The 24972-nt window shown below is 40.8% G+C and carries 23 protein-coding genes; 16 read left to right on the forward strand and 7 right to left on the reverse strand.

Features of this window, described 5'->3' with window-relative positions:
- Window positions 1-339 precede the first annotated feature (339 nt).
- Window positions 340-708, forward strand: a complete 369-nt coding sequence (locus SYJ56_RS12905) for a single-stranded DNA-binding protein (protein WP_323834690.1) — start codon at window positions 340-342, stop codon at window positions 706-708.
- 260 nt (window positions 709-968) lie between these two features.
- Here the strand turns inward: SYJ56_RS12905 and SYJ56_RS12910 are convergent, their stop codons facing one another.
- The 3 genes from SYJ56_RS12910 to SYJ56_RS12920 form a co-directional block, all read right to left on the reverse strand.
- Complete coding sequence (locus SYJ56_RS12910) at window positions 969-2954, reverse strand: M1 family metallopeptidase (protein ID WP_323834692.1); 1986 nt, start codon at window positions 2952-2954, stop codon at window positions 969-971.
- Between the two features lie 386 nt (window positions 2955-3340).
- Window positions 3341-5527, reverse strand: a complete 2187-nt coding sequence (locus SYJ56_RS12915) for an acylase (RefSeq protein WP_323834693.1) — start codon at window positions 5525-5527, stop codon at window positions 3341-3343.
- A 78-nt stretch (window positions 5528-5605) separates the two neighbouring features.
- Entirely contained in the window at window positions 5606-6496 is an 891-nt protein-coding gene (locus SYJ56_RS12920) for an aldo/keto reductase (protein WP_323834694.1), read from the reverse strand.
- 224 nt (window positions 6497-6720) lie between these two features.
- On the opposite strand from SYJ56_RS12920, the gene pfkA reads away from it, so the two are divergent.
- Both pfkA and SYJ56_RS12930 read left to right on the forward strand, forming a co-directional pair.
- Window positions 6721-7695: a 6-phosphofructokinase gene (gene pfkA / locus SYJ56_RS12925; RefSeq protein WP_323834695.1), complete on the forward strand. Its 975-nt coding sequence runs from the start codon at window positions 6721-6723 to the stop codon at window positions 7693-7695.
- A 1-nt stretch (window position 7696) separates the two neighbouring features.
- Window positions 7697-8032 carry a hypothetical protein gene (locus SYJ56_RS12930; protein WP_323834696.1) on the forward strand — a complete coding sequence of 112 codons (336 nt, stop codon included), beginning with the start codon at window positions 7697-7699 and terminating at the stop codon, window positions 8030-8032.
- On the opposite strand, the gene miaA is transcribed toward SYJ56_RS12930, so the two are convergent.
- Window positions 8020-8928 (reverse strand): tRNA (adenosine(37)-N6)-dimethylallyltransferase MiaA, encoded by a 909-nt coding sequence (gene miaA, locus SYJ56_RS12935; protein WP_323834698.1) that lies wholly within the window; start codon window positions 8926-8928, stop codon window positions 8020-8022. The two genes, SYJ56_RS12930 and miaA, sit on opposite strands and share 13 nt — an antisense overlap.
- A gap of 46 nt (window positions 8929-8974) precedes the next feature.
- Between miaA and SYJ56_RS12940 the strand changes: the two genes are divergently transcribed.
- From SYJ56_RS12940 to SYJ56_RS12960, 5 genes are read left to right on the forward strand one after another with little or no spacing between them, the layout of a single operon-like run.
- Window positions 8975-9718 carry a response regulator gene (locus tag SYJ56_RS12940; RefSeq protein WP_323834700.1) on the forward strand — a complete coding sequence of 248 codons (744 nt, stop codon included), beginning with the start codon at window positions 8975-8977 and terminating at the stop codon, window positions 9716-9718.
- Window positions 9715-10092 carry a response regulator gene (locus SYJ56_RS12945; protein WP_323834702.1) on the forward strand — a complete coding sequence of 126 codons (378 nt, stop codon included), beginning with the start codon at window positions 9715-9717 and terminating at the stop codon, window positions 10090-10092. The genes SYJ56_RS12940 and SYJ56_RS12945 overlap by 4 nt, the downstream gene beginning before the upstream one ends.
- Before the next feature lies 1 nt (window position 10093).
- The gene (locus SYJ56_RS12950) at window positions 10094-10372 is read left to right on the forward strand and encodes a hypothetical protein (RefSeq protein ID WP_323834704.1); all 279 of its coding nucleotides are present in this window, start codon (window positions 10094-10096) and stop codon (window positions 10370-10372) included.
- Complete coding sequence (locus SYJ56_RS12955; protein WP_323834705.1) at window positions 10369-11133, forward strand: MBL fold metallo-hydrolase; 765 nt, start codon at window positions 10369-10371, stop codon at window positions 11131-11133. Before SYJ56_RS12950 ends, SYJ56_RS12955 begins: the two co-directional genes overlap by 4 nt.
- On the forward strand, window positions 11133-12713 hold the full coding sequence (locus SYJ56_RS12960) for an NFACT RNA binding domain-containing protein (protein WP_323834706.1): 1581 nt from the start codon (window positions 11133-11135) through the stop codon (window positions 12711-12713). The genes SYJ56_RS12955 and SYJ56_RS12960 overlap by 1 nt, the downstream gene beginning before the upstream one ends.
- A gap of 207 nt (window positions 12714-12920) precedes the next feature.
- Here SYJ56_RS12960 and pyk read toward each other — a convergent pair whose 3' ends face one another.
- Window positions 12921-14345, reverse strand: coding sequence for a pyruvate kinase (gene pyk / locus SYJ56_RS12965; RefSeq protein WP_323834708.1), 1425 nt, complete (start codon window positions 14343-14345; stop codon window positions 12921-12923).
- Window positions 14346-14352: 7 nt separating this feature from the next.
- On the reverse strand, window positions 14353-14781 hold the full coding sequence (locus SYJ56_RS12970) for an IPExxxVDY family protein (protein ID WP_323834710.1): 429 nt from the start codon (window positions 14779-14781) through the stop codon (window positions 14353-14355).
- Window positions 14782-14933: 152 nt separating this feature from the next.
- On the opposite strand from SYJ56_RS12970, the gene SYJ56_RS12975 reads away from it, so the two are divergent.
- From SYJ56_RS12975 to SYJ56_RS12995, 5 genes are read left to right on the forward strand one after another with little or no spacing between them, the layout of a single operon-like run.
- Window positions 14934-15170: an acyl carrier protein gene (locus SYJ56_RS12975; protein ID WP_057940051.1), complete on the forward strand. Its 237-nt coding sequence runs from the start codon at window positions 14934-14936 to the stop codon at window positions 15168-15170.
- 19 nt (window positions 15171-15189) lie between these two features.
- Window positions 15190-16440, forward strand: coding sequence for a beta-ketoacyl-ACP synthase II (gene fabF, locus SYJ56_RS12980; RefSeq protein ID WP_323834712.1), 1251 nt, complete (start codon window positions 15190-15192; stop codon window positions 16438-16440).
- 8 nt (window positions 16441-16448) lie between these two features.
- A complete protein-coding gene (gene rnc / locus SYJ56_RS12985; RefSeq protein WP_323834714.1) occupies window positions 16449-17189 on the forward strand; it encodes a ribonuclease III in 741 nt (246 codons plus the stop codon).
- Between the two features lie 31 nt (window positions 17190-17220).
- Entirely contained in the window at window positions 17221-19059 is a 1839-nt protein-coding gene (gene nadE / locus SYJ56_RS12990) for an NAD(+) synthase (protein WP_323834716.1), read from the forward strand.
- 10 nt (window positions 19060-19069) lie between these two features.
- Window positions 19070-20173, forward strand: a complete 1104-nt coding sequence (locus tag SYJ56_RS12995) for a prolipoprotein diacylglyceryl transferase (RefSeq protein ID WP_323834718.1) — start codon at window positions 19070-19072, stop codon at window positions 20171-20173.
- Here the strand turns inward: SYJ56_RS12995 and yidD are convergent.
- Window positions 20170-20394 (reverse strand): membrane protein insertion efficiency factor YidD, encoded by a 225-nt coding sequence (gene yidD / locus SYJ56_RS13000; RefSeq protein WP_323834720.1) that lies wholly within the window; start codon window positions 20392-20394, stop codon window positions 20170-20172. The two genes, SYJ56_RS12995 and yidD, sit on opposite strands and share 4 nt — an antisense overlap.
- 99 nt (window positions 20395-20493) lie before the next feature.
- On the opposite strand from yidD, the gene SYJ56_RS13005 reads away from it, so the two are divergent.
- The 3 genes from SYJ56_RS13005 to SYJ56_RS13015 all read left to right on the forward strand — a co-directional run bounded on the left by SYJ56_RS13005 (window position 20494) and on the right by SYJ56_RS13015 (window position 24927).
- Window positions 20494-21921: a BamA/TamA family outer membrane protein gene (locus SYJ56_RS13005; RefSeq protein WP_323834722.1), complete on the forward strand. Its 1428-nt coding sequence runs from the start codon at window positions 20494-20496 to the stop codon at window positions 21919-21921.
- 85 nt (window positions 21922-22006) lie between these two features.
- Entirely contained in the window at window positions 22007-22828 is an 822-nt protein-coding gene (locus tag SYJ56_RS13010; RefSeq protein WP_323834724.1) for a PorV/PorQ family protein, read from the forward strand.
- Complete coding sequence (locus tag SYJ56_RS13015) at window positions 22825-24927, forward strand: helix-hairpin-helix domain-containing protein (protein WP_323834726.1); 2103 nt, start codon at window positions 22825-22827, stop codon at window positions 24925-24927. The genes SYJ56_RS13010 and SYJ56_RS13015 overlap by 4 nt, the downstream gene beginning before the upstream one ends.
- Window positions 24928-24972: the final 45 nt, after the last annotated feature.

Consider the following 24972-nt stretch of genomic DNA (forward strand, 5'->3'; position numbering starts at 1 on the left):
TCCATGATTTCTAAGATTTTAATAATGAAACATAGAATAAAAATAAACCTTAACCATTATAAATCAGTGAGTTGAGTCAAAAAACTACCGACGCAGTCGGTTTAGTTCAACGAGCTGCTATACGCAACTCCCTTTCTTACCTCTAAACCTACTAAACTTTCCCTTAACCTCACCCCTCTCAAAACAGAATAAACCCACTTTATTCGACAACAAACGCATACTATCGAATACAACCGACTAGCTACCGACTTAGCGCAGACCGATCCTGCAACTTTGGATCATAAGTTTTTCCTCTAGCGAAAACGACAAACAAATTTTCTAACCAAAACAACAAACATCATGAATGCGCTAAGAAACAAAGTACAGCTAATCGGTCACCTAGGAGCGAAAGTAGAATTGAAAACCCTGGAAAGTGGCAAAGTCGTAGGTAACGTAAATCTCGCAACCAACGAATCCTACAAAAATCAAAAAGGTGAGCGGGTCACCGAAACAACCTGGCACAGACTTGTGATCTGGGGCAAGAATGCAGAGGTACTCGAAAAATACACCGACAAGGGATCTGAAGTTGCCATAGAAGGCAAAATCTCCAACCGAGACTACAGTGATAAGGATGGCGTCAAGCGCTACATCACTGAGGTGGTGGTAAATGACTTCCTCTTCTTGAGTGAAAAGACCGCAAAAGTAAGCGAAGCCGATCTTCCTTTTTAATACAACTGACTTCATTATAAAAAGGCTGGACTCCACAAAGTTCCGGCCTTTTTCTTACCTCCTTACCACAGGAAAAGTATTCCGTCGTTTGAACTACTCAATGATCTAATAAATCAGATCCAGCTTCTGGAGAAGCAGGATAACGCTAACACTAAAATAAATGCAGGACAAACTAACCCGTGCCCTCCGCGACCAACTCTGCGGTCTCAGCGGTTAATCAAAAAAATGAGGCTCTTTTGAAGCCTCATTATTCATTCCATTTATCTAGGCCAAACATTGTCAGCCGTGTCTTTATCCGGAAAACGACCATGAGGGTCCAATGTAATTTTTGTGATTTTTCGATCTCCAAAGTCCAAAACTGCATCAAACGTACGGCTTCCGTCAAACCAAACAGTCACCGGCCAAGTCACTTCAGCGGTGGTTTCATCGATCATAGTGGCATTCGACATTTGCTTAATCGCAGGACCCTCCGCTTCAAATTCAACTTTCAATACGACTGGCGATGGCATTTGTCCAGCCTGACGCACTGTAACCGTTGTTTTGCCATCTGATGAACTCACATCTTGGATTGATCCCTCCACAGACTCAGTGGTAAACAACCAGTAATACCAGAACCACTCCAGATTTTGTCCTAGCTCATTGTTCATAAAAAACATATAATCCCACGGCGATGGGTGCTTGAATGCCCAAGCATCGGTATATTTTTTCATGGCATTGATCACAGCCTCATCCCCTACTATTCCCCCTAGCATGGAAAGCATCAGAGGCGTTTTGGAGTACGTCTGAAACCCATACATCATGCCTGCATCATTGGCACTCCACATCATAGGCGCTTCATCCTCCATTCCGCTGATTCGTCCGTAGCTTTGTCCCAAACCATCCAGATTATAGTCAATTCCCCTACTATCAGCTCCAGAAAGAATATTCATGTATTGGTTAAAACCTTCATCCATCCAGCCGTAGCGGGTTTCATTAGTTCCAAGCATCATCGGCCACCACTGGTGCGCAGCTTCATGATCCGCCGCACCTTGGTTTGAATTGATTACCATAGGATATTCCATGCCGGCACTTGGGCCGTCTTGGAGGGTGAGTTGAGGAAAAGGATAGGGTGCCCAAAGTTCGGAATAAAACTCTAACGCATGTCTGGTATTTTCCACCGCTTTCTCAAAATACTGAGCCCGCTCAGGAATAAAAACCATATAAATCGGCACTAGACCTTTGCCAGGAATAGTGGCCCGGCTTGCTTTCCAGATAAATCTATCCGAAGTAGCCCAGGCAAAATCATTTACTTTATCCGCCACGAAACGCCATGTAAGCTTGTCTCCTGCTAGAGTCGCTTTACCCGGACCTTTCTCATCTTCGCCTACAAGTGTCACTTCTGCATCAGAGTCAAGAACGGTAGAAAGTCTTTGGATAACTGTTGGAGTCAAAACTTCAGTTGGATTTTGCAACACACCAGTACCGGTTACTATCCAGCCCGCAGGAACGGTCAGCGACACATCGTAGCTCCCGAAGTTATTGAAGAACTCAGCCGGTCCTAGGTAAAGGCTGGTTTCCCATCCCCGCAGATCATCATACTTTACCAACCGTGGAAACCATTGCGTAGGCTGAAATAAAGTACTTTCAAAACGCTGTGTCATTCTATGGCCTCTGCCATTGTCGCCTCCCGGCAATTTGGTATGCCAGTCGATCTCAACTTCTGCAGTAGTACCTGCTTTGATCGGATTGACTAGTGTGATAGTCGCAACGGTACTTTGCAAGCCTCTTACTCGCAAGGCAGGAGGAGCATTTCTTCCTGCTGGAGCAGCATTCAGATCCACTGAGTCCCCAGCCACTTTGATAGCTGTCACAATCATTCCTTCCGTATTTTCCGCAGGAACTGAAAATCCGCGAGGCACATCTCCTCTGAAAATATTATGGTCAAGTCGAAGAACGATCTCATTCAAATCGTCCTTACTATTGTTATGCACGAGGATTTTCTCCGATCCAGTGATCGTCTGTGTACTTGGATCCAAACTGGCTTTGATTGTAAAATCGGTTTCCAGCTGCCAGTAATTTTCTCCGGGCTTCCCGGAGAAGTTTCTAGAGCCTTCTTCAAAGGCTTTGCGAATGGAATTTGTCATCGGTACATCTTGCCGGATTACGCGAGTGTCTGTCTCTATGGAAGTTCGCAGGGGCTTGGTTTGGTCTTGCTGCGCAAAAGCAACTGAAGTGCTCAGAAGCAGTAAAAAAAGAATTTTTCTCATAAGCTTAGGTGGGTTTTAAATAGTTGGAAAACTTAAATAAAAATCTAACAACACGATCACATGATGAACATGAGCGGGCTATGGATTTGAATTGGCAATTATTTTACACTTTTTACTTCTTACAAACTAATTATTGAGATTATCCGTATCCGATAGCCATCGGATGATGCCAGTTAGCTTAAATACTTCGCTTATCTGGTCGCAAGACCGATGACGCCTGCCTGCCGGTAGGCAGGGGAGACCGAAGCGGCCTCAATTCTTGAGTTCACCAAATCCTTGCATCCTTACTGGCAGAAAAGCGGATATACATATTAATTATTCATCCTGCTCAATCCTCCACATTTATGTCTGAGAACTGAACACTGATCACTGAATACTAACCACTACTACTCCCTCTTCCCCGGCACATAGCGCTCTTCTGACCTAGCCTCCACATCTTCTCTATAAAAAGCGACATCCTTAAAATTACCATCTGCATAATCCTGAGTCTGGTCATCGAAATGAGGAGAATTCGGGTCTGAACTTTGACCTCCTGCGAGAATTGATTTTGCTTTCACTTTATCTCCAAATTCCACAGCAGCAACAAAGCTGTTCCCCCTGTAACCATACAATCGCTTAGTTCCAGGATAGGTTTTCGCTCCAAAAGCCGCCAAAGCCCCCCAAGTTCCAGAAGCCATTCCCACCGGAGTGTATTCTTTCATATCATCGAATGGCATATCAATTTCTCCGGTCAATCGCTGGAATCTATTGATCTCTGACCAAGGTGTATTCCAAGTACCAAAATCAGCATTCATCTGCTCCAACGTCTGGCTAAAAGTCGAAAGCAATTCAGCAGGAGAAGGGTTTGGAATAGTACAGTTTTCGTCAGTATTAAAGCTGATCAGGTTATTGATACTGCCATGATTCCGCATGAAATTCATCCCGAAAAAATGCGCCAGCGACATTGCTACTGATTCTTTGGAGGTCCTATAATCCCATGATTCCAATACTTTGATAGGCTCTATGAATTGAGGATCTGCTACACCTCTCTTCTCATAAGCTTGTAGCAGCATAGGTATCAGTTCTTCAAAGGCAGGCAAGTATGGATCATGGGCCAAACTAATCAAACTATCCAAGGTCAATCCGGAAGCTTCATTTAGGACTTTCACTGCATGAATTCCCCGGAAGTTCTCCTGATCCGGAGCTATGTAAAACGGATAATCTTCTCGCTTTGGGCTAAACTCACCCGCAGCAGTAAATGGTGTAGAATTACAGTTCTGGATCCAACCTGTCCCGGGATTTAAGATTATAATACTTTCATCCACAGTATGCAGACCTTGCCAGTCGGAATTGGGATCTGAGCCATCCACAGGTTTAGAAAAGTCAAAACCTTCATTTCTCGTTGGGATAAAATTGCCATGGAAATAAGCTATGTTTCCCTCAGCATCTGCGAAAACGGTATTGTTGGAAGAATTTGTGCGGATATCCATCATTTTCTTAAACTCAGCATGATTGCTCAATTTTGTCCGGGTGAAGCTTTGGATAAGTGCATTTACTGGATCCCAATTGATTTTGGTTGCCACCCATTTATCCTCGATCTTATGAGTAATGGGGCCATGATGGGTTCTATAAAAAGTGAACGGCTTTTCCATTAATTCTGATCCAGCCTTATATTTCAACGTTACCTGGAACTCTTCTACCGCCCGACTTTCGTCTCCATATTGGTATTCATATTTCCCATCTTTCTCAGATACCTCTTCTACAAACTCATCTATGAAATCCACTTGGGTGGACGTATGCATCCATCCGGTTTTTTCATTGAATCCCTGATAGACAAAAAACTGCCCCCAGGTCACCGCTCCGTAAGCATTCAGTCCTTCTTCACTAACCATATGAACTTCCGGTCTGAAGTAAAATGAAGTATGGGGATTGATAAGCAGCATTGCATTTCCAGAAGCAGTCATTTTGCCGTTTACAGCAATTCCATTAGAACCTTTTGGTTCATCCAAAAGGGATTTACTAGCAAATTCATCCTCAATAAAAGCCATGACATCAGGCTCGTTCCCGGCATAGAAAGATTGAATCCATCTCGTGGGAATCTGTTCGATATCGCCACCGATAGATCCTTCACTGAAAAACATCGGCATCCAAGGTTCATAATGAGTAATCACTTGAGCCTTCACTTCTGGATGCGTCGCCAGATAGTAATTCACTCCATCGGCAAAAGCCACACAAAGTTCCTTCAGCCAATCAGGAGCTGACTCATATGCAGTTTTTGCTTCAGCTTCTGTCATGTATAGATTAGCTCGAAGATCACTGTAAATAGCCTCCTGACCTTCCAACTCTGCAAGTCGCCCTGTAGCCCAGATATAATTCCGTTCTACTCTTCTAAAATCATCCTCGCACTGTGCATACAGCAATCCAAAAACTGCATCCGCATCGCTTTTCCCGTAAATGTGAGGAATCCCAAAATCATCTCTAAGAATTTCCACCCGACTAGCCGTATCTTCCCAACGCTCCGATTCGCTAAGTTCTTTGGGTTGACAGGACCAGATTAAAACCGGTAAAATAAAAATCAACAATCTAAATTTCATACTTGGGTATTTTGAACAGGCTAAATAAAATAAACACCTCCAAAATAAACTATTTGTTGAGTCTAGACAACGGTAATTTTATCTATGCTGCGTGTATCGGTTCAGCGGTATCTTAGCTGAGATTTCCCTGATCAACTCGTCCGAAATCATTTCCTGCTGCTGATAAGCAAAAATCAATTTTTCTACCTGTTCCACAGAACTTGCGCCAATCACCAGAGAGCCAACAGCCGGCTGCAGCAATCCAAAACGAATCAAAAATGCTTCAGGTAAAAGTCCGGAATCTGCAATCAATTCACGTATCTCTTTAACTTCCGATGCAGTATATTCCAAAAATGCTTCCTCAGACTTGTTTATCAAAAGTCCTTTTGCGAAAGCACCACGAACCAAAACTCTGGTATCAGATGCTGCAATCATAGGAAAAGCAGTTTCATCAGGTCGTCGATCCAAAGGACTATACTGCATCATAATTGTGGCTGGAGAACTCATTTTCAACACCTTGCGGATCACATTGGGGCGAATGGAAGAAATACCAAAAGCCCGTATTTTTCCTTGACTTTTTAAAAGCTCAAATGCTTCGAGTGTTTCCTCCCATGGATCTTCCAGTGTCCCACCGTGTAATTGGTAGAGATCGATATAGTCTGTCTTCAACCTTTTTAGACTTTCCTCTACAGCTTCCAAAATGTAGGCTTTTCGCGGATTCCAGTCCCAGCCATTTCCATCTGCTCGCAATTGATTCCCAACTTTTGTGGCCAGAGTGATATCTTTTCTCCTATCTCGAATAGCTGAACCTACAATTTCTTCATTCAGTCCTTTTTGGTATAAATCTGCTGTATCCAAAAAATCAATACCTCCTGAAATAGCTGCATCAATGACCTTTTTATCTTCTTTTAGACTGCCTTTCAGCGACATACAACCCAGAGCAATTGGGCTTGTTTCAAATTCCAAAGTAGGTAACTTTCTCTTATTCATTCTCCCAAAGTCAGGTTTTTAGTGCTGAAATTCAAGCTCTTTTCTAAATCAGAATTTATTAAAAGTTTAATAATTTAAGAAACTGAAATCATTCTTTCTTTAATCCCTATTTTTGAACTTTAAACCTATGAACATGAAATCGGGCATGACTCAGGTGTCACACAGTGGGATGATTATTTACCATGCGAGATTCCATATGACCGCTGAAAAACAATTATAGACATATGAAAAAAATAGCAGTTTTTACTTCTGGAGGAGATAGTCCTGGCATGAACGCTTGTGTGAGAGCGGTCGTTCGTACAGCTATTTATAAAGGATTAGAAGTATATGGAATACATCGTGGATATGAAGGTATGATCGATGGAGAAATCAAGCGCATGCAATCTCACTCTGTAAGCAATATTGTACAGCGTGGTGGAACGGTGTTGAAATCTGCCAGATCGATGGAATTCAAAACACCAGAAGGAAGAAAGCAAGCCTATGAAAATCTCATCGCCAATGGAATTGAGGGGCTGGTCGCTATAGGAGGAGATGGTACCTTCACGGGAGCAAAGATATTTTTCGAAGAATACGGTATACCTACCATCGGCTGTCCGGGAACAATCGACAACGATTTATATGGCACTGATTACACCATTGGTTTTGACACTGCTGTAAATACGGCTTTGGAAGCAATCGATAAAATCCGTGATACGGCAGCGGCTCATGATAGAATTTTCTTCATTGAAGTAATGGGTAGAGATGCAGGATTTATTGCTATAGAATCAGGAATCGGTGGAGGTGCTGAATTCGTAATGGTACCTGAAACCAAAACAGACATAGATCAGGTAGTTAAGTCCCTGAAGAACCTTAGGAAAAGTAAATCATCAAGCATTATCGTAGTAGCAGAAGGTGACGAAGCTGGAAATGCCCAAACCGTCATGGAAAAAGTGAAATCTAAACTCAAAGATCCTACTAAGGATTTTAAAGTGACCACACTTGGTCATATTCAGCGAGGAGGAAATCCTACTGCACGGGATAGGGTTTTAGCTAGCCGATGCGGAATGTCTGCAGTGGAAGGACTTCTTGCAGGTCATAAGTTTCATATGGCTGGGGTTGTCAATCAGGAAGTGGTATTCACTACATTCGCAGATTGTATTGGGAAGACAAAACCTCTGATCGCAGATTATCTTAAATTAATGGAAATCTTAAGTATATAAGATGGGGTTCATACCACTATTTATCATGCTGGGAGGCGGATGCCTCCTATTTTATCTTACTGTGAAAAATGCGTTGCAGCGCAAACTCAATCAACAGAAAGAGTTGCTTTTTAAATTGAATTCCTTAAACCCTGATTTAGGCATTTTGGTGGAAGATGCATCAGATCCGGATTTACTTATAGCTGCGCTAAAGGATAAGCAGATTGATAAAAGCATCACTCAAAAAGCATTGAAAATCATACGGGATCTAAAAGTCAACCGTATCCAATATAATGCGCTGCTGAAAAAAGCTCCTTACAATTGGGTAGGGAAAATCGCCCGTTTTCAGGCGATCTGATCTTGTAGGTAATCTAGAATTTCAACCTGCTTTTCCGGAGAAAACCATCTGATCGATTCATCTTTCTTAAACCAGGTTATCTGCCGCTTGGCATAGCGTCTTGAATTTCTCTTGAGTAGACGGATAGCTTCTTCCTTATCATATTTTCCATCCAGAAACCCAAAGATCTCGGAGTATCCTACAGTCTGGAGCGCATTCAGATTTCTTTTACTGAAAAGGGCATCTGCCTCATCAAACAATCCTGCTGCTATCATCTGATCCATTCTTAGATCTATTCGGGAATAAAGCTTTTCCCTATCCCTTTCCAAACCGATCTTGATCACATTAAAAGGTCGCTCCTTCTTAGATTTCACGCGAAAGGAACTGAATTTCTTCCCCGTTCCTCTCCAAATTTCCAATGCTCGCATCAATCGCTGAGGATTTTTTTGATCCACTATGTCGAAATATTCCGGATCATTTTTGGCAATTTCATTTTGCAAAAAAGCTAAGCCATTTTCCTCGTATTCCTTGATAATCCCAGCCCGGATTTCGGGTGCGACCTCTGGCATTTCATCCAAACCATTCACAATAGCATCGGCAAAAAGTCCAGATCCACCAGTCATAATCACCACTTGATGTTTTTGAAACAATTCATCAAGTAAAGCCAAGGCGTCCCGTTCGAACTTACGGACATCATACTCATCTTCTATAGACAGACTGTTAATAAAATGGTGAGGAACCTGCTTTAATTCATCGAAATTGGGCTTTGCCGTCCCTAGATTCATCTCGCGGTAAAACTGCCTGCTGTCGCAGGACACAATTTCAGTCTTAAAATTTTTGGCTAGATTTAGACATAAATCTGTCTTACCGACTGCAGTGGGTCCCACCACCAAGATCAAATAGGCTTGATTTGACAAAATTAGTTATATCTAGAGCTGAAAGTCAAAAATCCAAAGTATTGTAATGAAAAGCAAAAAGGTATTGATTGTTGATCATATTGATTTGAATCGACGGTTAATTGAAAACTTGATTGGTCAACTATACAGCTATGAATCAGTCAAAAACGGAGTGGAAGCTGTGAAAAGAGCGACCAATGAAAAGTTTGATCTTATTCTCATGGATATTCATATGCCTATTATGGATGGCATAACTGCCGCAAAAACCATATGGCGAAAGTCATCATACCAATGCCCAATAATCGCTATTTCTCCTATTTCAGGTGATCTATCTAAAAAATGTTTTTTGGAATTGGGTTTTGAAGACTTGATCACTAAACCAATACGCCCAAAAGAGCTTTTGGACACGATAGCCAGCTTATTAATGCCCTCTGATGAAGAAGATCAAAGCTCTAAAGCAGAACCTGTGATTTTAGACAAAAGTGTAATCCATCAACTATCGAGATTTAATTCTTTAAAGAACATAAGGTCTTTGTATATTGATTTTCTAGAAGAATTTGATCAATTGATGAGTCAGTTAGACACTGCTTTTGAAGAAAAAAACCAACAATTCCTGATCGAAAACCTTCATACCATAAGAGGCAACTCGGGCTCGTTGGGAGCAAATGTTATTTTTACTTTGTCCAGTGATGCGGATAGACTGGCACGCTCTCAGGATTGGGATTCTTTGGGAATAGCACTAAATAAACTAAAAAATGAACGTATTAATTTTGAAAAATATCTTGAAGAAGAAACTACTTTTACCCCATGAATAACCCTAAAAAAATCCTTGTCGGAGAAGACAGTTCAGTAATCATCAACTTGACTAAAAGCATCCTTTCATTTGAAAATTATCAAATGAAAGCTGCCAAAAATGGTAAACAAGTACTGGAAATGCTGGAAAAAGAGGATTTTGACCTTATCCTCATGGATCTCAATATGCCAGTACTAGATGGAACGAGCTGCACCAAAATGATTCGAAATCTAGATGATTCCACCAAATCTAAACTTCCAATCATCGCAATTACTGGAAACATGAACAACTACACTATGGATGAATTTAGGAGGTTGGGTTTTGATGATTTCATCCAAAAACCGCTTGATTACGACAAATTACTAGTAGCTGTAAACAAATTCCTGATTTGAAATGGTAATAAAACACACCAAGCACTTTTTGGACAAACTCGAAAATCTATTCGCCTCATCAGAATACATGCTGCGTTACGAAAAGGGTAATTTCAAATCTGGCTACTGTGTTTTGAATGACGCCAAAATCGTTATCGTCAATAAATATTTTCCCTTGGAAGGAAAAATCAACGCACTTATTGATATCCTGATCGAGTTGAATCTAGATCCGGCAGATTTTAAAGATAAAGCAAATCATGACTTCCTCACCGACTTGAGGCAAACCCAATTGAAATTTTGAAAGTAACTTTTTTAGGAACCGGCACTTCTCAAGGTGTTCCTGTGATCGGATGTACTTGTTCAGTATGTAATTCATTGGATTTCCGGGACAAGCGTTTCAGAACCTCTATTCACATTCAAATCGGCGAATTGAGTATCGTAATTGACACTGGACCTGACTTCAGAAGTCAGATTCTCAGAGCAGGAATCACCGAACTCGATGCTGTGATTTACACCCATGAGCACAAGGATCATACAGCAGGTCTAGATGATATAAGACCATTTAACTTTATGCAGCAAAAGGACATGCCAATCTTTGGAAGGCATGAAGTGCTGGAGCAAATCAAACGCGAATTCGCTTATATTTTTGCGGGAAGAAGGTATCCCGGAGTTCCGCTGGTAGAGACAATTGAAATCGATGAAACCCCCTTTACAATTGAAGGAATTACCATCACCCCTATACCGGTTTTGCACTACAAGCTTCCCGTCTTGGGTTTTCGAATTGGTGATTTCACATACATTACTGATGCCAATCATATTCCTGATGAATCGCTAAAACTAATCGAAGGCACCGAAATTTTGGTTCTAAATGCGCTTCAAAAAGAGTCGCATATATCACATTTCACTTTAGATGAAGCCATCGACATGGCTAAAAAAATCGGCGCGAAGCAAACTTATTTCACGCACATTTCCCACAAACTTGGCCTACACCAAAAAGTAGATGAAGAATTACCTGAAGGAACAGCCTTGGCCTATGACGGGCTTCAGCTAACTTTGGACTAATGCATCTCAATTTTCATTTTCTACAATACCTCTGTCCTGATCTGGAAAAAGCTTTTGGAGGAAAAAAAATCATTGCCTGTTTTTCGCAAAATAAGGATGAGTTGATCATAGAGACTGAAGATGCCGGAGAATCGCGATTCATCCGTGCACATTTTCTTCCCCCTCAGATTTATCTTTCTTTCCCGGAAAATTTTCAACGAGCCAAAAGAAACAGTATCGACCTTTTCAAAGAGATAATTGGAGAAGAGATCGTAGGATGTCGAGTGTTGAAGTTTGAGCGGGCTTTCCATTTCAGTCTCGGTTCAGGAAAAATCCTGTTATTCAAACTACATGCAAACAGAAGCAATGTGCTATTGTATGAAAAGGAAGGCACAACACCTATTAAATTATTCCGAAATGGTGTCACTGAAGACCGGGATTTAGACTGGAATTCTTTGAATAAAAATTACGATTTGAGTTGGGAAAGCTTCGAAGAACTGGCCGGAAATGCTTCTCAATTTCTCCCCACCTTAGGCGCTATCCCAAGAAACTGGCTGAAAGAAAGAAGCTATCCAGAAGCAGATCTTCAATCCAAATGGAATCTCATCCAGGAACTTTTGGACATGCTAAAGGCACCGATTTTTTCTTTGGTTGAAAAGAATGGAGAAATTCACCTGAGTCTTTTGCCGGAAGAAAATCCTGTCAAAAGTTTCTCAAATCCGATACAAGCTATCAATGAATTGTTTTATCTGGCATTAGTTCGGGGAAATTTTGAAAAGGATAAAAACACCTTGCTCAAAAAATACCAAGAGCAACTCAAGCGAACCAAGTCATATATTCAAAAATCGACGCAAAAACTGGAAGAATTGCGAAGTTCCCCACCACCTTCTCAGCTTGCAGATGTGATCATGGCGAATCTGCATGTTTTTCAAGGAGGAAAATTGGAAGCTGAATTAATGGATTTTTATTCTGGAGAAAATGTCAAAGTCAAACTGAAGCCAAATCAAAAGCCGCAAGATCACGCAGCTTCTCTTTACAGAAAAAATAAGAATAGAAAACTGGAGTGGGAGCAATTGGATAAGACTATACTGGCAAAAATCAATCAAGCTAAGGTACTAGAATCCAAAATAGAAGAATTGAATGCAATTGAGGATTTCAGAGCTTTAAAAAACTACAAGAAATCTCATGGTGAAGATAAAGCCTTGCAAAAAGACGAGGTGATATTACCCTTCAAAACTTTTGAATTCGAGGGATTCCCGATCTGGGTGGGCAAGTCAGCGCAGGCAAATGATGATATGCTTCGCGGATACACCAAAAAAGACGACATCTGGCTTCACGCACGCATGGTCCCAGGTTCACATGTACTCATTAAGACTTCTGGCCTTAAAAGCATTCCTGTGTCCGTTTTGGAGACCGCAGCATCCTTGGCTGCTTTTTATTCCAAGAACAAAAATGAATCCCTCGCACCAGTGATCCATACGGAAGCCAAATATGTGAGAAAAGTGAAAGGCTCTCCAGCCGGTTCCGTAATGGTAGAAAAAGAAAAAGTACTGATGGTAACGCCTAAAGGACCAGAGGAGATTTTCGGAAAGGGTGAGTAGAAAAAAGTCAGTATTCAGTCGCAGTGGTCAATAATCAGAGACCAATATCTCATTGGTATAGTCCTGCATACTGTCTACAGGGTAAAAAATATCTCAATAGAAGTCAGAAAGTATCATTGATCCTTGGTTCAGGGAATGACACATAAACCAACGATCAAAAAAAGAGACTCCATTGCTGAAGTCTCTTTCTGTGGTTTTAATAGAAGCTTATTCTACTATATGAACTTTAAGCATATTAGTTTTTCCTTTTGCTTTTAGCGGCATGCTTCCTGTGTTTATAATTATGTCACCGGTATTCACATGATCATCATTTTTCAGTGTATTCTCGATGTCAATAAAGGTAGCGTCAGTTGAAACTTGATTTTCATAGAAGTACGCACGTACTCCCCACACCAAACTCATTTGAGTGATCAAAGATCTGTTTCTTGTGAATACAAAAATATTTGCGGAAGGTCTGTGGGAAGCAAGTCTAAAACCAGTGAAACCAGAAGAAGTAATACCTACGATTGCTTTTGCTCTCACGTTTCTAGACAGTCTAGAAGCCATCAAAATCAAGTTATTGCTTAAGAACGTATCGTCATCTTCAGGGATTTTGTAGAGGTTATGATAGATTTCTGCATTCTTTTCCAAGTAGCTAATGATGCTGCTCATCGCTTTCACAGCATTTACTGGATATTTTCCAGAAGCTGTTTCAGCTGAAAGCATCACGGCATCCGCGCCATCTAGCACAGCGTTAGCCACGTCATTGGTTTCCGCACGTGTAGGACGAGGATTTACAATCATGCTTTCCATCATCTGGGTAGCGATGATCACGGGCTTACAGGCAAGCTTACATTTCTCTACTATTCTTTTCTGCCAAAGTGGGACAATTTCCATTGGAACTTCTACTCCCAAGTCGCCACGAGCAACCATAATTGCGTCAGTTGCCTCGATGATCGCATCTATATTATCAAGCGCTTCAGGCTTTTCGATCTTGGCAACGATTTTGCAAACTTTACCTTTCGCTTCAATTCTCTCTCTAAGGTCAATGATGTCTTCAGCTGATCTTACAAATGATAGCGCTATCCAATCTACTTCCTGCTCCAAGCCGAAAGCCAAATCTTCTATATCTTTCTCAGTAAGGGAAGGTGCACTTACTTTAGTATTAGGAAGGTTGATACCTTTTCTAGACTTTAGAATACCACCGTGAATTACAGTACAATTGACATTTTTGCCATCAGTATCAATCACCAAAACTTCCAGATTACCATCATCGATTAAGATTCGATCTCCTGTCACCACATCGTTCGGGAGATTCTGGTACACGGTACTTACTAGACTACTGGATCCAACTACAGGATCATTTGTAATAGTTATTTTCTCACCTGGCTTGATCTCCACACCATTGTTTTCTACCTCACCAACCCGGATTTTAGGTCCCTGAAGATCTTGAAGAATACCTAGGTTAAGGTTTTCATCCTTATTTAGCTGTCTGATTATTTTCGCTACTTCAGCGTGGATAGCGTGTGTACCGTGTGAAAAATTCAGACGAAATACATTTGCTCCAGCAGCTGCCAAGCTTTTGATAGTTTCGTAGTTATTTGAAGCAGGGCCTATAGTTGCTAGAATCTTTGTCTTATTGAATTGGCTCATTAGGGGATTAATAAGTTAATAGGTTTTCTTTTGATTTAAGTTTACTTACATCCAGCTTCATCACATTTTGTATGTAGCGATTTTTTGCCAGCTGATTGGCAAATGTATTAATACTTATTTGAAAGGTCTCGTCTTGCACCAAAAGGAAATAATCCATTGATTTCAATTCCGGTATCAAATAAGACACTTGATTTGTCGAGTTTAAGGCTTTATTTCTTAAAAGCTGAACAAATCCATGAGGTAAAGAAAGGAAATATTGTGAGATTTTTAGGCTTGGAAGGGTCAAAAATTCCAATAAAAGATCTTCCGATTTGATAAGATCCAGATCCAAATCCCTATTGATCAACCAGGCCATTTTATAGTCCCTTACAGGGGATACAAGCCCCAAGAGCTCGAAATCATATGTATGTTCAATCAGTAATTTGGCCTTCTTCATGCGGGTAAAAAATGAATCAAAACAAAGTTAGAAAATATAACCCAACTTCTAGGAAGAACAATTTGCATAAAAATTTACTTGGATCTTTTCTTTGTCAATTAGGCATTTAATATATTTCTTTGCGAAGTGTTAATAACTAAACTGATCACAAAATGTCTGAAATTGCACAAAAAGTAAAAGCCATCATCGTTGACAAACTTGGCGTAGAAGAGTCTGAAGTTACTTTGGAGGCGAGCTTTACCAACGACCTTGGTGCTGATTCTCTTGATACTGTAGAATTGATTATGGAATTCGAAAAAGAATTCAATATCTCTATTCCAGATGATCAGGCTGAGCAAATCGGTACTGTTGGACAAGCAGTTACCTACTTGGAAGCTAACGTAAAATAATAATTCCTAAATTCATTCTATGAATTTAAAAAGAGTTGTTGTAACAGGTATAGGTGCCCTCACACCAATAGGCAATACCGCGGAAGAATTCTGGCACGGTCTGTCTAATGGTGTGAGCGGTGCTGCGCCGATTACCAAATTCGATGCGTCACTTTTCAAGACTCAATTTGCCTGCGAGGTCAAAAACCTAGATGTAGAGCAATTTCTTGACAGAAAAGAAGCTCGGAAAATGGATCCTTTCTCTCAGTATGCCATGATTTCTGCAGAAGAAGCCATGATTGATTCGGGGTTGGATCTAGAAAAAATCGATAAATCAAGAGCCGGAGTAATCTGGGGATCTGGAATTGGAGGTTTAAGGACTTTCCAAGATGAAGTGACAGCCTTCTCCACTGGAGATGGATCACCTCGCTTCAATCCTTTCTTTATCCCAAAGATGATAGCTGATATCAGCGCTGGCTTTCTATCAATTAAATATGGTTTTCGCGGTCCAAACTTTGTGACAGTTTCTGCCTGCGCTTCAGGTACCAATGCCATCATTGATGCATTTACTTACATCAGAATGGGGAAGGCTGATATTTTTATCAGCGGTGGTTCAGAAGCAGCAGTTACTGAAGCGGGTGTTGGTGGATTCAATGCTATGAAAGCCCTATCCCAACGTAATGAATCTCCTGAAACTGCCTCAAGGCCGTTTGACAAAGACAGGGATGGATTCGTATTAGGAGAAGGAGCCGGAGCATTGATTCTAGAAGAATACGAGCACGCAAAAGCACGTGGCGCTAAAATCTATGCAGAACTTGTAGGTGGCGGAATGACCGCTGACGCGTATCATATCACTGCTCCACACCCAGATGGATTAGGAGCAAGTAGTGTTATGAAAATTGCTTTGGAAGATGCGGGGTTGAAGCCTGAAGACATTGATTACATCAATGTTCATGGCACATCTACTCCACTTGGTGATGTAGGTGAAATTAAAGCTATCCAAGAAGTCTTTGGAGAGCACGCTTACAAGCTAAACATCAGCAGTACCAAGTCTATGACTGGTCATTTGTTAGGTGCTGCTGGGGCTATTGAAGCCATCGCATGTATCTTTGCAATGAACAAAGGGGTTGTCCCTCCTACTATCAATCACTTCGAAGATGATGAAGCTTTTGATTCAAAATTGAATTTGACCTTCAACAAAGCGCAGGAGAGGGAGATAAATTATGCGTTGAGTAATACTTTTGGATTTGGTGGACATAATTGTTCAGTAATTTTCAAAAAATATAATTAGTCTGAATTTTGAAATTATTTCAAAGGCTCGGATTTAACAATCTCTTCTTTAATAAAAAAGACAAAAGGCTTGCTACCTCCATCAGGATGATGACGGGTAGCAGGCCTTTTAATTTATCACTGTATAAACTTGCCCTCACTCCCTCCGGCCTTGGTGAAGAGACTTCTCAGGGTTTTCGACTTTCAAACGAACGATTGGAATTTTTGGGAGATGCCATTTTAGGGGCAGTGATTGCCGAATTCCTTTTCCAAAAGTTTCCTTACCGCGACGAAGGCTTTCTCACCGAGACCAGATCAAAGCTAGTCAATCGAGAAACCCTTAACGATACCGGAATTAAAATCGGATTGCGAAAAGCGTTGGATATGGAAATCGGAGAGCGAAACTTCACAGGGAATAAATCGCTCTACGGAGACATGCTGGAGGCTTTTCTTGGAGCAGTGTATCTAGACAAAGGGTACCATTTCACCAAGAAATTCATAACTCAAAGAATTCTACTTCATTTTGATGTAGAAAGTATGATCGCCACTACTACTAATTACAAAAGTAAGATCATAGAGTGGTCTCAAAAAGAAACTAAACAAGTAGATTTTGTGGTACTTAGTGTAAGTGGCAATCAAAGATTCAAAGAATTCGTAGTCGCTTTACAGGTGGGAGGAGAAGAAATAGCTCAAGGAAAAGGGAGTACCAAAAAGAAAGCTGAACAAGAAGCATCCAAAAATGCCTGCCAAACACTAAAAATTGCCACATAGCTGAGTAATTTTAGGACCAACTAATTCATCTATGTCTTCAATAAAAATCGCGGGAGCAACCGTCAATCAAACACCGCTGGACTGGTCAGGCAATCTGAACAGAATCATTCTGGCTATTGAAGAAGCTAAAAAACAAGATGTTGAAATCCTGTGCTTGCCTGAATTGGCTATCACAGGTTATGGATCTGAAGACTTATTTTTAAGCTATTGGTATCCCAAAAAGGCGCTGGCTCAGTTGGCAATTCTACTGCCCCACTGCTATGGAATCACTGTTGCTGTTGGCCTTCCAGTCAGAATTCAGGACAAAGTTTATAATACTGTAGCCGTCATTGAAAATGCTGAAGTCAAAGGCTTTGTAGCCAAGCAATTCATGGCCATCGATGGCGTTCATTATGAATTCCGCTGGTTCACCCCGTGGAAGACCAATGAAGTCGTTGAAATAGAATTTCAGGATCAAATGATACCTTTTGGAGATCTAACTTTTAATTACAAAGAGATTCATTACGGCTTCGAAATCTGTGAGGACGCCTGGAGAGGAAAGCTCAGACCCGGTTATGGACTTTGTGATCGCAAGGTAGATTTGATCTTCAATCCCAGTGCCAGTCACTTTGCCATGGGCAAAACACAGCTTAGAAAAGAATTAGTGGAAGAAAGTTCTGCTATTTTCGACTGCTATTATTGCTATGCAAATTTGCTGGGAAACGAAGCCGGAAGGATGATTTTCGATGGAGAAATCATGCTAGCAAAATCCGGGGAACTACTCTCTAGGAATAGACTTCTATCTTTTGAAGACTTTCAGGTTAACAGCTTTTATCTGGAGCCAAAAGCTCAAGCTATAGCTCCGATCAACTCTAAAAATGAGGAATTTGTCCAAGCATCGGCTTTGGCACTTTTTGATTATATGAGAAAAAGCAGAAGCACTGGATTTGTACTGTCTCTTTCAGGTGGGGCTGACTCCTCTTCAATAGCTATCTTAGTTGCTGAGATGGTGAAGCGGGGAATAATTGAATTGGGTTTAGAGAAATTCTGTCAAAAAGCAGGCATATCTTCTACTTCAAAATCTGATGATCCTGAAAAGGAACTGATGAAGCAAATCCTAACCACAGCTTACCAAGGAACCAAAAACTCCTCCGAGGCTACATTTTCCTCAGCTGAATCTCTAGCTGAAAGTATAGGAGCCACATTTTATCACTGGGAGATTGATGAGGAAGTAAAATCCTATACTACCAAAATAGAAAAAGCCATAGGCAGGAAATTGACCTGGGAACAGGACGATATTACACTGCAAAATATCCAAGCCAGAACACGTTCTCCAATAATCTGGATGTTGGCGAATATTAATAATGCCCTGCTGCTTTCTACTTCCAATCGAAGTGAAGGAGATGTGGGCTATGCTACTATGGACGGTGATACCTCTGGAAGTATCTCTCCAATTGCTGCTGTAGATAAATTCTTTATTCTAAACTGGCTAAGCTGGGCTGAGAAAAATCTTGATCGCCCAGGTCTGGCCAAAGTCAACTCACTGCAGCCCACCGCCGAACTTCGTCCATTGGAAAGGACCCAAACAGACGAAAAAGATTTGATGCCTTACGCAGTAATCGTAGAAATTGAGAAACTTGCCATTCGGGACAGACGTTCACCCATGGATATTTATCATATACTTTCCGAAGAACTCGAACTCGAACCTGCCACTTTGAAAGGCTATATCAAAAAATTCTTCCAACTTTGGTCACGCAATCAATGGAAAAGGGAAAGACTAGCACCTTCCTTCCACTTGGATGAATTCAACGTGGACCCAAAAACATGGTATAGATTTCCCATTTTGTCAGGAGGATTTACCGAAGAACTTGCACAACTAGATCAACTATAAAACAGAAAATATGCTTGAATTAATCATGAACTATATGGTCTGGGATCCTAATCCATCTGTAATACCAGGATGGGAAAGACCACCATGGTATAGTTTACTCTTTGCTGCTGGTTTTGTGATTTCCCAGCAGTTCATGGTTTACTTCTTTAAAAAAGAAGGTGAAAATCCAGAATTGGTTGACAAATTGACCATCTACATGGTATTAGCAACGATAGTTGGTGCTAGACTTGGTCATGTGCTATTCTATGAGCCAGCCAAATACTTAAGCAATCCAATCGAGATCTTGAAGGTTTGGGAAGGTGGACTTGCAAGTCACGGAGCGGCTATTGCCATTTTAATTGCATTATGGCTTTATGCCAAAAGAACTCCAGGCCAAAGCTACCTCTGGGTGGTGGATCGGATTGTGATCGTGACAGCATTGACGGGCGCCTTGATCCGCTTTGGGAATTTGATGAATTCAGAAATAGGAGGAAAAGACACGGGTTCCGATTACGGGATTGTGTATGCTTGGGATACAGAGGAATTGCTTTCTACGCTGAAAGTACCCATTGAGTCAATCGATCCTTACAAACCAGATGATCGCCAAACTGAAATAGTAGGAAATGGTATCGTTCCACTTAATATTGACATAGAAATCAATAAAGGAACTTATTCTTTGGAAGATCTAGAAAGCACATTGAGACGCGATATTAAATATGCCTTAACTCAATTCAACTCCAGTCAAGATTACCTTGCCGAGCCAAAAGAAAGTCCACTGGATATGTCAATTTCTGATAAAGGAGACCACTATTTAGTGACAGTGCGAACCTTTGGAAAAACAAAGCATCCAACACAAATCTACGAGTCCCTCTCCTACTTTGTGATTTTCCTAGTGCTCTTCGCCCTTTGGAATAAATACAAAGAACGACTGCCTGAAGGGATTCTTCTTGGAATATTCTTGATTTCCGTATTTGGAATGCGGTTTATTTGGGAGTTCTTCAAAGAAAGTCAGGTGGACTTCGAAGATTCTATGGCCTTCAATATGGGACAATTGCTCAGTATACCACTGGTAATTGCTGGAGTTATATTAGTCATCCGAGCGTTGAAAAACGGCTTAAAACCTATCAAAAACTAAGGAACTGGATCATGCCCGTGGCCTCCCCAAGGGTGGCAACGGGCAATTCGTTTTAACCCCATCCAACCTCCTCTAAAAATTCCATGCTTCATAATCGCTTCCTTCATATATTGGCTACATGTAGGTGTAAACCTGCAGCTTGAAGGAAATAAAGGAGAAATAGTGTATTGATACACCAAGACTGGAAATATTGCTATCTTTCGAAGTATGGTTTTTGCCATTAATAAGTCCTATAATTGTGGCCATTGCGTAAATAACCAATAATAAACTTTCAGAATTCCCTCTTGATCCTCAAGAAACCAAATATCCTTTATTTCTCTATGTTATTCTTAGCTCTATTTCTAGAGTCAGGGCATAATATTTCCTACGCGCAGCAGGTAGATACTTCACTTGCACCCAAAAGTACCACGGCTCCAGATAGCGTGAAGGTGAATAATATATTTATCGTTGGTAATGAAAAGACTAAGAAAGGTGTAATCCTGCGGGAGTTGGATTTCACCACTGATTTTTATTACGATTGGAATACTTTTCTAGAAATACTTATAGCCGATCAGAAGAAGATCTACAACCTTAGGCTTTTCACAGCGGTGGAAATCACCCCGCTAATGACTGGTGATGATGAAGCAGAAATCCTGATTACGGTAAAAGAACGCTGGTATATTCTCCCTCAAATTATCTTTCAGCTTGCTGACAGAAATTTCTCTGAGTGGTGGACCAATCAGAATAGAGATTTCTCAAGAGTGAACTATGGATTAAGGCTTAGCCATAGTAATGTGGGGGGTAGAAATGAAAAACTTAAATTTGCAGGGCAACTTGGCTTTACCAAAGCCTTAGACTTGCAATACAGCAAGCCATACATCGATAAAAAACAGAAGCACGGACTTGCAGCCCAGCTGACTTTAAAAGAAAATAAGACCATCCCAATTAAATCTGAGTACAACAAGCAGGTCTTCTACACTAACGAAAGTGAAGATATAATTAAAAAAAGCTTCGCTGCTGCACTTAGATATACTTTCAGAAGAAGTTACTACAATTATCACTTCCTAACTTTAGGATATAGTGCCACTTGGATCAGCGATGATGTACTTACCGCAAATCCAAACTATTTTCAGCAAAACAACAATAGGCTACGCTATTCATTTGCGACTTACACCTTCCGGCACGACCGAAGAGATAATGTGTCTTATGCTACTAGCGGAGAGTTACTTGATCTATCGATCACGAAATATGGTATAATTTATACCGAGGAACTTGATGAAGTGGAAGTGAATCTTACGGCCAATAAATACTTCAAGATCTCTGACAAATTTCACTTTAATACCGGATTGACGGCTGATTGGTTTTTAAGTGCAAACCAACCTTATACTTTAGTAAGAGGTATTGGTTACAGCCCAAATTTCGTCCGTGGATATGAGCTAAATGTGATTGAAGGGCAGCAACTTTACGTTCATAAAAACAGTTTCCGATGGAAATTCGTTGATTGGAAAATTGACATTTCCAATATGATTAAACTGGAACAATTCAATACAATCCCTATCCGTCTTTATCTAAGTGCGAATTTCGATCACGGCTATGTAAAGGATAGAAATAGTATCCCCGAAAATTCCCGCCTTGCCAATAAATACCTTATTGGTTATGGCACAGGTATCGACTTGGTTGGCTTTTATGATGCCGTATTTCGTTTTGAATATTCTATGAATAACAGTAAGGAAGGTAATTTCTTCTTCAATTTTTCTGCGCCTTTCTAATTATTAGTTTTCCGAAAAACTGCTAGTTACTTGGATTGATTATCAAGTTTTTACTAAATTAGTTAAGACTTTTTTTCGATTCATTATGAAGCAATTGATTTTTATCTGCTTCCTGCTTTGTCTGCCTTTTTCAATAAAAGCACAAACAGACCCACTCACGCAGGTACATGGCGCCAGAAGTCAAGGTATGGGTAATCTGCGTGTACATGGCATGGACACTTGGAGCTATTTCAATAATCCCGGTGGGCTCGCCAAATTGGAGTCTTCAGCTGTTTCGGTAGGCTATGATAGTCGATTTGGGATAAAGGAGCTAAATACAGTTGATCTTGTCGGTGCCTGGAAAGTAAAAGCTGGAACTCTTGGATTTGGAGTCTCTCGCTATGGCGGAAAGTTATTCAACCAGCAATCGCTGGGTTTGGCTTTCGCAAATCAATTGGGGATTGTAAGCGTCGGTGGGAAATTAGAATGGTTTCAAACTCAGATAGAAGGATTCGGGAGTGGCAGCAGTGTTATTTTTAGTTTGGGTGGTATAGCAGAGCTCAGTTCTACATTTTCTATTGGAGCTAGCATTTCCAACCTGAATCGATCCAAAATCTCAAAAGACTCCGAAACAAGACTTCCAACTGGTGTGAGTCTGGGGATTTTTTACACTCCTATTTCTCAACTTCAAGTTCATCTCGAATTGGAGAAGGATATTCAAATCAAACCTATAGTAAAAGCTGGACTGGAATACGGAATCAAAGAATGGATATTTCTACGAACAGGTATCAACAGTAATCCCAGCAGGCTCTTCTTTGGAGTAGGTTTGAAATCAAATCGGACTAGATTGGACTATGCCTATGGCCAAAATCAGCCTTTGGGAAGTACGAATCATCTGAGTTTGGGCTATTCATTTGCAAAAAAATGAAAGCTCTCATTATCATAACATGGCTTTCATTATTCGTGAACTTTCTGGCTTTTTCACAGCAGCCTCCACAGAAAGAAATAGATTTGGAATCATTTATAGAGCGCCTTTTTCCTGTTCAAGATGAGGACTTGGATTACGAAGCTATCTACGAAGTGCTCCTACAATTGTATCTAAATCCAATGGATGTAAACCGTGCAAATGCTGAAGTTCTAGGTGCTAGCTATCTTCTTGATCCTAGCCAAATAAACGAGTTAATTTCATATCGTACTAGATTTGGACCTTTGGTTTCCTTGTATGAGCTCCAAGCTGTTCCAGGTTTTGATCTGAAAACTATAGATCAAATTCTTCCCTTTTTAACTTTAGGAACCGGCACTTCTAATCAAACACAATCCTTCTGGCGACGCGTTGCAACTGAAGAACAAGCTTATTTATTGCTTCGTAATCGTCGCACTTGGGAAACACGTAAAGGATTTACTCCTGCAGATACCAGTTCAACAGGAAAGATTTCAAACCGCTATTTAGGCGATCCTAACGAATTCTACCTCAGATTTCGCATACAGCACGCACGGGATTTTAGTCTTGGTTTTACACTTGATAAAGATCCTGGAGAGCAATTCACTTGGGATGGCAAGACGGCTAGGTATGGATTTAATTTTTTCTCCTTTCACTTCAATAAGTATTATGTCGGAAAATGGAAAACCATCGCTGTTGGTGACTTTCAAGCACAGTTTGGCCAAGGGCTAGTGTTTGGTGCAGGATATTCACTAGGCAAAGGCGCTGAAACTGTTCCTACTGTTAGGAGAAGCAGTGTTGGAATTTTGCCATACACAGCTGCATTAGAATTTGGTTTCTTCCGTGGAGCTGGACTTACCTATCAAAGTGGTAAGTGGCAAAGTAGCTTGATTGCTTCCTACGCTCCTCGTGATGGACGAGCTGCCAGCACTTTAGACACACTAAGTACGGAGGACTTGACGATCAGTTCATTTAACCAAAGTGGGCTTCACCGTACTGCTAGCGAACTCAGTACAAAAAATCAATTCCGTGAGCTGAGCATAGGAGGAAATATCCAGTTTTCCTCAGCTTCAGGAAAGCTTCAAGCTGGCACCAACTACCTGTTCACTAGATTTAATCATCCTTGGGTGAAAAAACCTACACTTTACAATCAATTTGATTTCGCGGGGATAAGCAATAGCGTGGGTAGTTTCTATATGAATTACAATTGGAAAAACTTCTTTCTCTTTGGGGAATCAGCGATTTCGCAGTCAGGCGGGAAAGGCAATATTCTCGGTTTTGTATCCAGCCTAAGCAAGCAAGTGGATTTTTCTTTCTTATGGAGAAAGTACGATACCAATTTTCATAGTTTTTACGCCAATTCATTTTCAGAAAGTACAAGGCCTGCCAATGAGCAAGGTGTTTATATTGGCATTCAAGTCAAGCCCATTTCCAAATGGAAAATCAATGCGTATTATGATTTTTTCAGATTTCCCTGGCTTAGATACAGGCTGTATGCTCCATCCAAAGGCTATGAATGGCTAGCCAGAGTCAGTTACCAACCTAATAGAAACTTGACAGCATTCTTTCAGATCCGGGAAGAACAAAAAGACCGAAATCTATCTGATTCTGGAGAGCCCGCGCTCCCCTACCAAATCAGGCCATTGAATAAAATAAATGGACTACTTAGCCTAGAATACCAGGTCAGCAAAGCTTTCTTTTTCCGATCCAGAATTCTGTTTAGTAGGGTCATATATAATAACCAAAAGTCCACAGGATTCATGATTCTCCAAGATGCTCAATACAGTATCAATAAATTTAGATTGACTGGGAGGGTTGCTCTTTTTGATACCGAAGATTATGATACTAGGCTTTATGCTTTTGAAAATAATGTACTGTGGACCTTCTCAATCCCTGCATTTGCTGGTCAAGGCATGCGCTATTATCTACTTGCCCAATACAAAATCAATTCGAAAATCACTACTTATTTCCGTTTTTCACGGACTGCCTATACAGACAGAGAAAGCATCAGTTCAGGACTACAGGAGATCGATGGACCTAGGCAAACTGAAACCACTTTGCTGATTCGATACATGCTACATCGGTAAATTTCCATCAATGGTAAACATAAGAGCCTACTTTTTTGATAATTT

The organism is Algoriphagus aurantiacus, assembly GCF_035156405.1.
Classification (GTDB): domain Bacteria; phylum Bacteroidota; class Bacteroidia; order Cytophagales; family Cyclobacteriaceae; genus Algoriphagus; species Algoriphagus aurantiacus.